This window comes from Methylocystis bryophila (assembly GCF_027925445.1).
Taxonomy (GTDB): domain Bacteria; phylum Pseudomonadota; class Alphaproteobacteria; order Rhizobiales; family Beijerinckiaceae; genus Methylocystis; species Methylocystis bryophila.
The window spans coordinates 3,513,329-3,525,912 of record NZ_AP027149.1; the positions used below are offsets into that span (position 1 = coordinate 3,513,329).

Below are 12,584 nucleotides of genomic sequence, written 5' to 3' on the forward strand. Positions count from 1 at the left end.
GCAGCCGATGAGCGCTCAGGCTTTCGATTATGCGGGCTTCGCGGCGGCCCTCCTCGATCCGGGCCTGCCGCCACCCTATGGGTTGCCCGAGCCAGGCTTCGCGATCTATCGCAACAATGTCGTCTTCGGCCTCATCGAGGCGCTCGGGGCCCGTTTTCCCGTATGCCGGCGCCTGCTCGGCGCGGAGTGTTTCGACGCGACCGCCGCGCTCTATGCGCGTCGAAGGCCGCCGAGGTCGCCAATCCTGCATGAATATGGCGAGGGCTTCGCAGAATTTCTCGAGAGCTTTCCGCCCTTCGCCGAATTCGACTATCTCGGCGACATGGCGCGCTTCGAGGCGGCGATCACCCGCGCCTATTATTCGGTCGACGCGGCGCCGCTGGCTCCCTCTGTTCTCGCCCGCCTCACATCTGAGAAATTGGATCGCTCCACACTCTCTCTCCATCCTTCGATCCAAATCGTCTCTTCGAAGCGCCCCGTCCTGTCGATCTGGCGCGCGCATCAAAGCTGCGAGCGGCCGACAATCGCGTCGCTCGAGCGCGGCGAGGACGCGATGATCCTTCGACCCGATCTCGATGTGGAAGCGCATCAGCTCCCCCCGGGCGGGCAGGCCTTTCTGACTGCGATCGTCGAAGGGCGCAGGGTCGGAGAAGCGATTGAGCGCGCCCTTGAGTCGACCGCCGGTTTTGATCTCGCCGCCATGCTGAGCCTGCTCTTCTCATCCCGCGCGATCGTCCACGTTGGCGTCCCGAATTCGGAACCCATCTGAACAATTGATGCGCTCGTCGTCGCGAGGACGCCATGGGGAAATGATCCAGGAGCGACGCCGCACCCTTCGGCGACGCAGATGGCGGCGCGACCGAGCACAGCGCCGTTAAGAGGAGAAACCATATGAATTTTTTACGTCGATCCCAGGGCGTCCTCGACGCGATCCCCTCCTTGGTGGCGCTTTTCGTGCGCATCGTCGCGGCGCATCCTTTCTTCGTCTCGGGACAAACGAAGGTCGACGGGCCGCAGATCGGCGCGACGATTCTGGGTCAGGAGATTTCCTACACGCTCCCGACATCGATAAGGGACGCAACCTTCGCGCTTTTTGCCCAGGAATATAAAGTGCCGCTGCTCTCGCCCCAGATCGCAGCCTATCTCGCGACAGCGATGGAAAGCGTGCTACCCATTTTGCTTGTCCTTGGATTGCTGACGCGACTCTCGGCGCTGGGCCTTCTGGCGATGACGCTCGTGATCCAGATCTTCGTCTTTCCCGACGCCTGGTGGACCGTGCACGCCTATTGGGCGGCGCTGCTCCTCGTGCTCATCGTGCGCGGGCCGGGAGCGCTGGCGCTCGACCGCCTCTTCTGTCGAGGCGATGATCGCTGAGGAAACCAAAGGAGAAGCCCAGCCTTGGAGCAAAGGCTGGGCTTCCGTTTTTCACATAAGCGCAGAGCTTCAGAGCTTACTGAGCGCCGGCGCGCCCGATCAGAATTTAGCGAGAACCGGCGCGGGCGCCGCCCAGTCGAAGTGATAGTTCACGCCGGCGCGGACGATGTTGAGCTGCGGATGGAACCTATAACCCCAGTTCCAGCCGGAGCCGTTATTGTTCCCGCTATTGCTGAGATCGGCATAGAGATATTCGATCTTCGCCGACCAGTGAGGAGCAAACATCCACTCCAGGCCGCCGCCGGCGGTCCAGCCGGTGGAGGTGTTGTTGTAGCCCCAGGCCTGGACGCCACCATAGGCGAAGCCCGCCGTGCCATAGACGAGCAGCGTGGGCGTGAACAGCCAGCCGGCGCGGCCGCGCACCGTGCCGAGCCAATTGATGCCCAGATTGCCGCCACTGACCGCAGAAACAGGGACCAGATAGCTGCCGCCGACGAAAGGCGACGGGTAGATAGAGGAATTGCTGGACCCGCTGCTGCTGATGCTCGATCCTTGGAAATCGGTCTCGACGCCGATCACGATCGAGGGGTTGAACTGGTAGTTGTAGCCGACCTGCGCGCCGCCGATGACGCCGGCCGCCGTGCCTGACTGATTGCCGTTGGAGAGGAAGAACAGGTTCGACGTGGTGGAGCCCGCCGGGATGCCGCCGAGCGCGTAGGCCGGATCATAATAGACGGAGCCTTGGTTACTAGGGTTGTTGGAATTCCAACCTCCGCCAATGTTCAGACCGCCGTAGAAGCCGGTCCAGACGAGCGGAGGCGGCGGCGCCACGTAGACCGGCGGGGCCTTGCGCGAGGGGAGATCGGCGGCGAGCGCCGAGCCCATGCCCATCGCCAGCGCGATGGCGGAGATAACAGCTACCTTTTTCACTTTCGCCTCCTCTTAGAAAGGGCGGACCAGTCGAGCGCGCCTTGAACATTGGCAGCCTTAGACATGGCGGCCGCGGCGACTTACCGAGCGACTATGCGCGTCAATAGTGGTTAGCTTCAACTCGAAAAGCGTAGGATAGCTTGCTTTTTATTGATGTGTGATATTTATGCAACAGTTCTTGTCTGTCTTGTCTAATCCATATTGCTTGTTCATGTCTCGCCTTACTCTAGAAAACTTTTGCCATCGTCGAGCCAAGATCCGTTGTTCCGGCGCACGGCCATTTCGGTAGCGCGGGCGCTACGGCGAGAGCGCGATGCGAAAAACCGGGAACCGGTTTTTTGGCGCCAATCGCGCTCTAAAACTTTGGAATCGATCATATTTTCTGCGTTCAGGCCATTCCGCCCGAAACGCAGCGTGATCTTGGGCGAGGCTGCCGGCGCTCTATCTGAGGCTCTGACATCGAGCTGGTTTAACGCGAAAGGAACCCGCCATGGCCCCGGTGCGCTATCACAAGGCGAAGATTGGCGAGCGCGAGCTGCAGCCGGAGACGCTGATGCTCGGCTATGGTTATGATCCCAGCCTCTCGGAAGGCTCGGTCAAGCCGCCAGTCTTCCTCACCTCCACTTTCGTCTTTAAGACCGCCGAGGAAGGCCGCGATTTCTTCGACATCATGGCCGGCCGGCGCCCGCCGCCCAATGAAGGGCCTCCCGGCCTCATCTATTCGCGATTCAACCATCCCAATCTCGAGATCGTCGAGGATCGGCTCGCAATTTACGAAAAAGCCGAAAGCGGTCTCGTGTTCGCCTCGGGCATGGCGGCCATCGCCACGACGATGCTGGCCTTCGTGCGGCCGGGCGAGACGGTCCTGCACAGCCGGCCGCTTTACGGCGGCACGGAAACGCTGCTCTTGAAAACGCTCGCGCCTTTCGGCGTCAAAGCCGTCGGCTTCACGGACGGCCTCGACGAAGCGAATATTCGCGCCGCCGCGGCGCGCGCCGAGGGCGAGGGGCGCATCGCGATGATCTTCATCGAGACGCCGTCCAATCCGATGAACAGCCTCGTCGACATCGCGCTGGTGCGTCGCATTGCCGAAGAGATTGCGCAGCGCCAAGGCTCGCGCCCGCTCGTATGCTGCGACAACACGCTGCTCGGCCCCGTGTTTCAATCGCCGCTGCGCCACGGCGCCGATCTCTCCTGCTATTCGCTGACGAAATATGTCGGCGGCCACAGTGATCTCATCGGCGGCGCGGCGCTCGGCTCGGCGGAGAATTTGAAGCCTCTCCGCGCGATGCGCAGCGCCATCGGCACGCAGCTCGATCCGCATTCCTGCTGGATGCTGGCACGCTCGCTGGAGACGCTGTCGCTGCGCATGGAGCGGGCAGCCGCCAATGCGTCGATTGTGGCGCGCTTCCTCGCCACGCATCCCAAAGTGGCGCTCGTGCATTACCCGCCCCTGCTCCCCGCCGATCATCCAGCGCGGAAACTCATGGAGAGACAATCGTCCTCCGCGGGCTCGACCTTTTCCTTCGACGTCAAGGGCGGGCAGGAAGAGGCCTTCGCCTTCCTCAATCGCCTGCAGCTCTTCAAGCTCGCCGTAAGCCTTGGCGGAACAGAGTCCTTGATCTGCCATCCGACGACGACGGTGCATTCGGGGTTGACCGAGGAGGCGCGGCGCGAGATCGGCATCACGCCGTCGCTCATCCGCATGTCGATCGGCGTCGAGCATCCCGACGATCTCCTCGCGGATATCGCTCAGGCTTTCGGGTAAACGGGAAAGACACGTTCATGACGGCGCTGAGCCAGGACCTGCTTTCGAAGGTTCCGAGCATCGTCTGGATTGCGGTGCTCTGCCTCGTGCTCTTGCTTGAATTCAAGCGATGGGGGTCGATGCGGGGTGAGCACCGATGGTGTCACAGCTCTCATCTGATCATGCTTGTCGGCATGATCTACATGTTTTTTGCCATGGCCTTCGAACGGGAGTGGATGTTCAGAAGCGCGTGGATGACGCTTTATGCGGTGATATGCCTCGTAATCTTGTTCTGGATGATGATCCGGCTGCGCGGCCAAGGCTCAATCGGCAAGATGTGGATTTCGACCTTCATCCAGCAGGCGGCCATGGTCTATATGTGCTATTCTCCGATGCGCTGGATTCCCGTCGTCAGTTACGCCTTGGTGTTATATTTCGCTTTCGAGGCGCTCACCCCGCTGATCTCGGCGCCCATGGGGCGTTCGGCGAAGGGCTTAGCGCCGACGCCGCTTTTCTGCTGGCCAAACCCCAATCAGCTCTGCGCCTTCGTGATGGCGGCGTCGATGGGCTACATGTTTCTGGGAATGCAGCTCAAGGCTAGCCTGAAGGAATCGGAGCGGCTCGCCCTTCAAACCAACCTTGAACCGGTCGAAGCCAATAACGCGAAACGCGCGGAAGGATCGATGCTTTCGCCTGCATCAGCCTTGGCCGCGGCGACGTTGGCCGCGTCATCCTCCGCGCCGCCGCCGCCCGCGAACGACCCTGCGCCGTCACGGGTTCAGCCACAGCAGGGAGCTGAGCCCGCCATCCGCAAAGCCTCGCGGGCTGTCGGTATGTCCCAGGCGCGTCGACCCTTATGGCGATCTCGCGCTCGCGCGCACCCTGTTCATCCGCATGTCCCGAGGCGACATCGTCCGTGGCGTTGATCCAGAATCAGCGGGAAGCATTCGCTCTCATGCGCCGAGCATTTTGAGCGCCGCCTCATGCACACGGGGATCGCCGGCGGCGATGATCGCGCCGCCCTTCGACGCGTCCTCGCCGCTCCATGTCGTGACGATTCCGCCCGCACCGCGAACGATCGGGATCAGCGCGACGATGTCGTATGGGTGAAGCCCCGCCTCGATCACGAGATCGACATGGCCCGCGGCGAGCGCGCAATAGGCGTAGCAGTCGCCGCCGTAACGAGAAAGTCGCGCTTGCTTCTCGACGCGGCGGAAGGCCTCGAGGCGCCCTTCCTCGATCAGGAGCGGCGAGGTCGTCATCAGCGTCGCCTCCGAAAGCGCCGCGCAGCGCCGCGTCGCGATCCTGCGCTTCTCGGCGCCGTCATACCGCGACCAGAAGGCGGCCTCCCCGTCGCCGAAGAAACGTTCGCGCGTGAAGGGCTGGTTCATGAGGCCGTAGACCGGCGCGCCCTTGTGGGAAAGGCCGATCAGCGTGCCCCATGTCGGAAAGCCGCAAATGAAGGACTTGGTGCCGTCGATCGGGTCCAGCGTCCAGACATATTCGGCGTCGACCCTGCGATCGCCGAACTCCTCGCCGACGATTCCGTGCTCGGGGAAGAATTGCTCGATCAGGCGCCGCATCGCGGTCTCCGCCGCGTGGTCGGCTTCCGTCACCGGATCGAAATCGCCGGCGGAAGACTTGTTCCGCGCCGAAAGCGCCGTGCGAAAAAAGGGAAGGATCGCCTCGCCCGAAACATGTGCGAGCTCCTCGACGAATTTTTCGAAATCGACCGCTGTCATGCGTCTACCAAAGCCCCCATGCAGTGTGTGATAACCCTTGCCCAAGGAGCGGTGACGAAGCAATTCAGGGACAGGCCCCTTCCGCTCGTCTCTTTTATCCACGCTGAGGCGACGAAGAACGCTTTTACAGTCGGGCATGCGCCGCGTCACGCGCACGAAATGGGCAAAAGGAGAGCTGGCTTCCTATTCCGCCGCGAGCCGCGCGGGCGGAGCGGCGTCGCCGACGGCGCGCAAGAGCTCGCCAATCGCCTCGCGCAGATGCTCCGCCACGGTTTGGAACTGATCATTAGGCTCGAGCCTCGCCTCGTCCATATAGAGGCTGCGCGCAACCTCGATCTGCACGGCGTGCCTGCCCGTCCGCGGACGCCCGTAATGCTCGGTGATGAATCCGCCGGCATAGGGCCGGTTGCGATGCACGTTATAACCCAAGCGCCGCAGCGTCTCCTCGAGCGCGTCGGCGAGGCGCTGCTCGCAGCTCGCGCCGAACCGGTCGCCGATCACGAAATCGACGCGGCGCTTCTCGGCCCGCGCGCCCTCACGCGCCATCAGGGTCGGCATCGAGTGGCAATCGATCAACACCGCCACGCCGTGCTCCTGGCGCGCGCGATTCATAAGCTCGGCGAGGGCAATGTGATAAGGCTCATAGAGTCCGCCGATGCGTAGGAGCGCGTCGGCGACGCGCAGCTTCTCGCGATAGATCTCGCGCGCGTCCGCCACGACGCGCGGTATCGTCCCTAGACCCGCGGCGACGCGCAAGGAACGCGAATTGGCGTTCTCCGGCAGCGCGTCCTCGAACATGCGCTGATCGAGCTCGTAGGGCTCGCGGTTGAGATCGAGGTAAGCCCGCGGAAACTTGGCGCAGAGCATCGGCGCGCCGAGCGCCGCCGCGGGCTGGAAGAGCTCGTCCACGAAGGCGTCCTCGGAACGGCGCAGCGTGGCGATGTCGAGCTTGGTCGCTTCGAGGAAGCGCGCCGGATAGATGCGCCCCGAATGCGGGGAGGAGAACACGAGCGGCGTCGTGGCGTCGCGGGCGGCCAGAAGCGCCAGCGGCTCTCCAAGCTCCGGCTCGACCGGCGAAGCTCGTCCCGCCTCGAGCGCGCGCTGCAACCGATTCGGCTCGAACTCGCCTGTCATGGTTCCTTCGATTTCCTTGTCGCCCGTCCCCGGCGCGACGAAGCGGCTGGCGCCCCCGGCGGGTTGGCGATAAACTCCGATTAAGGTAACGGCAATCGGCTAGTTTTTCACGCGATTTTTACGAACAGCCCCCTTTATAGGGTAAACACCTAGAGGCGCGCGATGACAGACTCCACACCTGCAAAGATACTTCTGGCCGAGGACGACCACGACATGCGGCGCTTTCTGGTCAAAGCGCTGCAGCATGCGGGGTTTGTCGTCACCTCCTTCGACAATGGACTCGACGCCTATGATCAGCTCCGGGTCGAGCCTTTCGAATTGCTTCTCACGGACATCGTGATGCCCGAGATGGACGGCATCGAGCTTGCCCGCCGGGCCACCGAGCTCGACCCGGACATCAAGGTCATGTTCATCACGGGCTTCGCCGCGGTGGCGCTGAACCCGGACAATCAGGCGCCGACTCAGGCCAAGGTTCTCTCGAAACCCTTCCATCTGCGCGACCTCGTCAACGAGGTGCAGCGGCTGCTGGCGGCGTGAGCTGAAAAAAGCCCCCTCCCTGTCCCTCCCCCGCAAGCGGGAGAGGGCACCCTAACGATCAGCCGTCTCGATGAGGCCGAATCCGCCCCCTCTCCCGCGAAGCGGAGGAGGGCTGGGGAGGGGGGCCTACTCCCGAGCCAAAAGCTTTGCGGGCTTCGGTCCGCCGCTCGCCCAATCCAATAGCTCGACGAGATGCAGCACGGGAAGGTCCGTGCCCCCCGCGATCTGCGTGATGCAGCCGAGATTGCCGGCGGCGACGACGTCGGGCGCGAGCGCCTCGATATTGGCGACCTTGCGGCTCCGCAGGGCCGCCGCCATTTCCGGCTGCAGCAAATTATAAGTCCCCGCCGAGCCGCAGCAGATGTGGCCTTCCGGCACGCCGAGCGTCTCGAAGCCCGCCGCCTCGAGCAAGGCCATCGGCTCCTGCGTCACCCTTTGTCCGTGTTGCAGCGAGCAGGCGGAATGGTAGGCGACGCGAAGCTTCGGCGCCGCTCCCGGCCACGCAATCGCCAACTCGGCCAGGACCTCGCTCACGTCGCGCGCGATCGAGGCGATATGCGCTGCGGCCTCGGCCCTCAGCGGGTCGTTGCGGAACATGAAGCCGTAATCCTTGACGGTCGTTCCGCAGCCTGACGTGTTGATGACGATCCGATCGAGCCCGCCCTTCGCGATCTCGCGCGTCCAGGCGTCGATATTGCGCGCCGCGAGATCCCGCGACGCGTCCGTCTTGCCGAGGTGATGCTCGAGCGCTCCGCAACAGCCTGCGCCGTGAGCGATCACGACCTCGACGCCGTAACGCGTCAGGAGCCGCACAGTCGCTTCATTGATGGCGGGATCGAGCGCTTGTTGCGCGCAACCGTTCAGCAGAGCCACCCGCAGTCTGCGCGCGCCCTGCGCCGAAAAGATTTGCGGCCGGTCGACCTCAGAGGCCTTGGGGATCTTTTTTGGCGCCAGCGCGAGCATCGCAGCGAGACGCTCGGAAAAGAGCCGCGCGAAAGGCCGCGCCAACGCCGAAAATCGCAAGCCCCATCGGAACAGCGCCGGCCGCGCGAGCACGAAGGCGAGTGTCGCGCGCAAGCCGCGCTCAGGGAGAGGACGGACATAAGTCCGCTCGACGCGCGCGCGCGCGTGGTCGAGGAGATGCATGTAGTGGACGCCCGAGGGACAGGTCGTCATGCAGCCCCAACAAGAGAGACAGCGATCGAGGTGACGCGTTATGCGCGCGTCGGCCGCCCGGTCGTTCTCGAGCATCTCCTTGATGAGGTAGATGCGTCCGCGCGGGCTGTCGAGCTCGTCGCCGGTGAGCAGAAAGGTCGGACAAGTCGCCGTGCAGAAGCCGCAATGCACGCAAGCGCGCAAAATTTTCTCCGACTGCGCCATGTCGGGATTTTCGAGGAGAGCCGGCGGGAAATGCGTCTGCATCGGATCAGAACTCCGCGCAAAGCCGGCCGCGCTCCAAAATATGCGCGGGATCGAAGCTTTCCTTCACACGGCGAGAGAGCGCCGCGAGCGCGGCGGGTTTCGGCTGAAAGACGCCGACGCGGGCGCGAATTTCATCTTCGGCCCGCAGCAGCGTCGCCTGTCCGCCGAGTTCTTCCACGATGCGGCGCAGCACGCCGGCGCGGGCGTCCGCGGTCGGCTCGAAGCAAAGCCAGACAAGGCCGCCCGCCCAATCATAGAAATGCGCGATCGGCGCCGCGCCCGCCGCGTGCAAATTCTCTAAGAGCTTCGCGCCATTCGTCGGCGCAAGCGAGACGCGCCACAGGTCTCCCGGCGCGCGCGCGACGGGCTCGGCGTCGCGCAGCCGCCGCCACAGCGCGCGCGAGGCGTCCGCATCGAGCGTCTCGAACGCGCCGCCCCGCGGAGCGAGAAGCGCAACCAGCTCGTCGCGCCGCGAGTCCAGCGAGATCGCCGCTCCCTCGAGCCGGATCGCCGCGACGTTGCGTGCGAGCGAAAGCGGTCGTGAGCCCGCGGGCAGCATCGCAAAGCCGCTCGCGTCGGCTTGCGCCTGCGACGCCTTGCGCAGCGCCGCAAGGCTCGCCGCCTCGTCGAGGCCGGTTTGAAGCAGCGTCGCCTCGCTCGACGCTTTCGGCAGAACCTTCAGCGTCACCTCGGTCAACGCTGCGAGCGTGCCGAAGGAGCCCGCGACGAGCTTCGAGAGATCATAGCCTGTGACGTTCTTCATCACGCGGCCGCCGGATTTGACGATCTCGCCCCGTCCCGTGACGCAACGAAAGCCGAGCAGGTGATCGCGCAAGGCGCCAGCCTTGATGCGACGCGGCCCCGAGGCGCCCGTCGCGACGAGCCCGCCGATCGTGCCGGCTCCCGAGCCGAAAAGCGCGCCGAAGTCGATCGGCTCGAAAGCGAGCTCTTGGGCCTTGGCGTCGAGAAGCGCCTCGATCTCCGCGCGCGGCGTCGCCGCGCCGGCCGTGAGCACGAGCTCCTCGGGCTCATAGAGCGTGACGCCGCTGAAGGCCGCGAGGGAAAGCGCCTCCCCCCTCGAGGGACGGCCGAACGCGCGCTTCGTGTCGGAGCCTACGAGCCGCAACGGCGCGACGCGCGCGGCGGCGTCGCGAATGATTTCGGCGAGCTCGTTTTCGTCTTGCGGAACGAGGCTCATCAAAATCTCGGAAGCTCGGGAAAGGGCAAGGCGCCGCCTTCGACATGCATCATGCCCATCTCGGCGCAGCGATGCAGCGTCGGGAAAACTTTGCCGGGATTGAGCCGGCCTTGCGGGTCAAAGGCGCATTTGACGCGCATCTGCTGCTCCAAATCCGTCTCGCTGAACATCTCGCCCATCAGATCGCGCTTCTCGACGCCGACGCCGTGCTCGCCCGTCAGCACGCCGTCGAGAGAAACGCAGAGGCGCAGGATGTCGGCGCCGAGCGCCTCGGCGCGCTCCATGTCTCCGTCGATCGACGCGTCATAGAGAATGAGCGGATGCAGATTGCCGTCACCGGCGTGAAACACATTGGCGACGCGCAACCCATATTTTTTCGCGAGCGCCTCCATGCCGAGCATCGCCTCGGGCAAACGTCCGCGCGGGATCGTGCCGTCCATGCAGAGATAATCGGGACCGATGCAGGCGACCGCCGGAAAGGCGTTCTTGCGACCGGCCCAAAACTGCAAGCGCTCGGCTTCGCTGGTGGAGGCCTTGACGGTCGTCGCGCCTTCCCCCCGCGCGATGTCCTCGACGACACCGACGAGATGATCGACCTCGGCCGCGGTTCCGTCGAGCTCGACGATGAGCATCGCCTCGGCGTCTTGCGGATAGCCGCAGGGTTGGAATCGTTCGGTCGCGCCGATCGTCGCGCGATCCATCATCTCGAGGCCCGCCGGAATGACTCCCTTCCCGATGATCGCGCCGACGCTGCGCGCGGCCGCCTCGATGCTCGCAAAGCCCAAGAGCAAGGCGCGCGCGAGCGGCGGCTTGCGCAAGAGCCTCACCGTGACCTCGGTCACGACGCCGAGCAGCCCTTCCGAGCCGGTCATCAGGCCGAGAAGGTCGTAGGGCTCGCAATCGAGACCCTTGCCGCCGAGACGGACGACTTCCCCGCCCATGAGCACGATCTCGAGACCGAGAATATTGTTCGTGGTGAGGCCGTATTTGAGGCAGTGCACGCCGCCGGCGTTCTCGGCGACATTGCCGCCGATCGAGCAGGCGATCTGCGAGGACGGGTCAGGCGCGTAATAGAAGCCCTGCGCTTCGACCGCCTTGCTGATCGCGAGATTGGCGACGCCCGGCTGCACTCTGGCGCAGCGGTTCTCATAGTCGATTTCGAGAATGCGGTTGAACTTGCCCATCGCGAGCAGAATGCCGTCCTCGAGCGGCATGGAGCCGCCCGAAAGAGAGGTGCCGCCGCCACGCGGCACGACCTTGACGTTCATCTCTTGCGCAAGCGCCAGGATCGCCGAGACCTCTTTCACGCTTTGCGGCAGGACGACGACGAGCGGCAGCGCGCGATACATGGTGAAAGCGTCGCAATCATAGGCGCGCCGCGCGGTTTCATCCGCGATGACGCGCTCGGACCCGAGCAAGACGCGAAGCTTGGAGACGATTTCGTCGCGGCGCGAGAGGATTTGCGGCTCGGGGGCCGGCATGAGGAGAGGCATGGCGTCCTATCGAGCGCGCACAAGGTCAAGGCCGGCGGTTCAGGAGGAGCCCTGCGCTCGTCGGCTCATATAGCGAGACGAAGGGCAATCCGGCAAACATCGCGCTGATCAGGGTCTGCCGAGGAGCAGAAAATGCCCCGGGCGACGCCAAGAAGTCGATCCGTTGCGATCTCAAACTGAGATCATAGCGAGATGATCAAGAGGCCCGCGCGCAGGCTGACGCCAAATCGTCGGCCGTAATTCCCCTCCCCTCGCGTTTCACGCTCGAATGAAATTATTGGAGCCTCGGCCCTCGCGGGGGCCGAGCTCGGAAGGGCGCCCTTTGGGCGCCCCTCAGCGTTAGGCGTGCGGCTTATGCGCCGGCTTCTTGGGCTTGTGCACAGGCTTCGCCGGTTCGGCAGCCGGCGCGGGCGCGGCGGCAGGCTTGGGAGCCGCGGCGGGGGCCGGCGCGGGCGCGGGCGTGGGCGCAGGCTTGGGCGCCTCCGCCTTCTTCGCCTCGGGTTCAGGCGCAGGCGCCGCCGCGGCGGGCTTCGCCTCCTCGGCCTTCGCGCCGCCGCCCGCCTCCGCGAGCTTCTTCTTGCAGTCGTTGAAGTAATCGCCCCAGGGCTGATAGAATTTGGGGTTCTCCTTCGCGGCGATCCATTTCGTCGCGCATTGCGCCAATTCCTCGCCCTCCGCCAGCGCCACTGACGGCGCAAGGAGCGCGGCGACGAGCGCGAGACCCCGGAGGGAAACAGTCGTTCGAGAGATCGTCATAGAATTTCTCCTGGATCACGCTGCTGTGAGCGGAAACGTGACCGATTTTGCGGTTTTCGAGCGCGCCTTACGCGAAAAACCGGTTCCCATTTCTTTCGGCGCCCGCTCTGGCCCGAGCACGCGCCTTTTCCTTACTGTCGGGACCGGCGCGAAGGCCCACCCATTGCTGGCTTGTAGGCGCGCCGCGCGGCCGAAAAGGTCTTTCGAGCGAGGGCGGTCTGCGCATGAGATAAGGAGCAGGTCTCGTTACG

General features: G+C 64.4%; 12 protein-coding genes. 5 read left to right on the plus strand and 7 right to left on the minus strand.

Annotation, left to right across the window (positions count from 1 at the left end; all coding sequences use genetic code 11):
- Nucleotides 1-7 precede the first annotated feature (7 nt).
- Entirely contained in the window at nt 8-769 is a 762-nt protein-coding gene (locus tag QMG80_RS16190) for an HvfC/BufC N-terminal domain-containing protein (protein ID WP_085770124.1), read from the plus strand.
- Nucleotides 770-891: 122 nt separating this feature from the next.
- Nucleotides 892-1,374, plus strand: a complete 483-nt coding sequence (locus QMG80_RS16195) for a DoxX family protein (RefSeq protein WP_085770125.1) — start codon at nt 892-894, stop codon at nt 1,372-1,374.
- A 99-nt stretch (nt 1,375-1,473) separates the two neighbouring features.
- Here QMG80_RS16195 and QMG80_RS16200 read toward each other — a convergent pair whose 3' ends face one another.
- A complete protein-coding gene (locus QMG80_RS16200) occupies nt 1,474-2,304 on the minus strand; it encodes an outer membrane protein (protein WP_102938045.1) in 831 nt (276 codons plus the stop codon).
- Between the two features lie 490 nt (nt 2,305-2,794).
- Between QMG80_RS16200 and QMG80_RS16205 the strand changes: the two genes are divergently transcribed.
- Together QMG80_RS16205 and QMG80_RS16210 are read left to right on the plus strand one after the other, a co-directional pair.
- Entirely contained in the window at nt 2,795-4,072 is a 1,278-nt protein-coding gene (locus QMG80_RS16205; protein ID WP_085770126.1) for a cystathionine gamma-synthase family protein, read from the plus strand.
- A 17-nt stretch (nt 4,073-4,089) separates the two neighbouring features.
- Nucleotides 4,090-4,977 carry a DUF5134 domain-containing protein gene (locus QMG80_RS16210; protein WP_085770127.1) on the plus strand — a complete coding sequence of 296 codons (888 nt, stop codon included), beginning with the start codon at nt 4,090-4,092 and terminating at the stop codon, nt 4,975-4,977.
- A 27-nt stretch (nt 4,978-5,004) separates the two neighbouring features.
- Here the strand turns inward: QMG80_RS16210 and hisN are convergent, their stop codons facing one another.
- Complete coding sequence (gene hisN / locus QMG80_RS16215) at nt 5,005-5,793, minus strand: histidinol-phosphatase (protein WP_085770128.1); 789 nt, start codon at nt 5,791-5,793, stop codon at nt 5,005-5,007.
- Nucleotides 5,794-5,976: 183 nt separating this feature from the next.
- On the minus strand, nt 5,977-6,927 hold the full coding sequence (locus tag QMG80_RS16220; RefSeq protein ID WP_085770129.1) for an N-formylglutamate amidohydrolase: 951 nt from the start codon (nt 6,925-6,927) through the stop codon (nt 5,977-5,979).
- A 162-nt stretch (nt 6,928-7,089) separates the two neighbouring features.
- Between QMG80_RS16220 and cpdR the strand changes: the two genes are divergently transcribed.
- The gene (cpdR, locus tag QMG80_RS16225) at nt 7,090-7,464 is read left to right on the plus strand and encodes a cell cycle two-component system response regulator CpdR (RefSeq protein WP_085770130.1); all 375 of its coding nucleotides are present in this window, start codon (nt 7,090-7,092) and stop codon (nt 7,462-7,464) included.
- Nucleotides 7,465-7,590: 126 nt separating this feature from the next.
- On the opposite strand, the gene glcF is transcribed toward cpdR, so the two are convergent.
- The 4 genes from glcF to QMG80_RS16245 form a co-directional block, all read right to left on the minus strand.
- Entirely contained in the window at nt 7,591-8,886 is a 1,296-nt protein-coding gene (glcF, locus tag QMG80_RS16230) for a glycolate oxidase subunit GlcF (RefSeq protein ID WP_085770131.1), read from the minus strand.
- A gap of 4 nt (nt 8,887-8,890) precedes the next feature.
- Nucleotides 8,891-10,084, minus strand: coding sequence for a glycolate oxidase subunit GlcE (gene glcE, locus QMG80_RS16235; protein WP_085770132.1), 1,194 nt, complete (start codon nt 10,082-10,084; stop codon nt 8,891-8,893).
- Nucleotides 10,084-11,577 carry an FAD-linked oxidase C-terminal domain-containing protein gene (locus QMG80_RS16240; protein ID WP_085770133.1) on the minus strand — a complete coding sequence of 498 codons (1,494 nt, stop codon included), beginning with the start codon at nt 11,575-11,577 and terminating at the stop codon, nt 10,084-10,086. Before QMG80_RS16240 ends, glcE begins: the two co-directional genes overlap by 1 nt.
- A 339-nt stretch (nt 11,578-11,916) precedes the next feature.
- Complete coding sequence (locus QMG80_RS16245; RefSeq protein ID WP_158658555.1) at nt 11,917-12,333, minus strand: hypothetical protein; 417 nt, start codon at nt 12,331-12,333, stop codon at nt 11,917-11,919.
- Nucleotides 12,334-12,584: the final 251 nt, after the last annotated feature.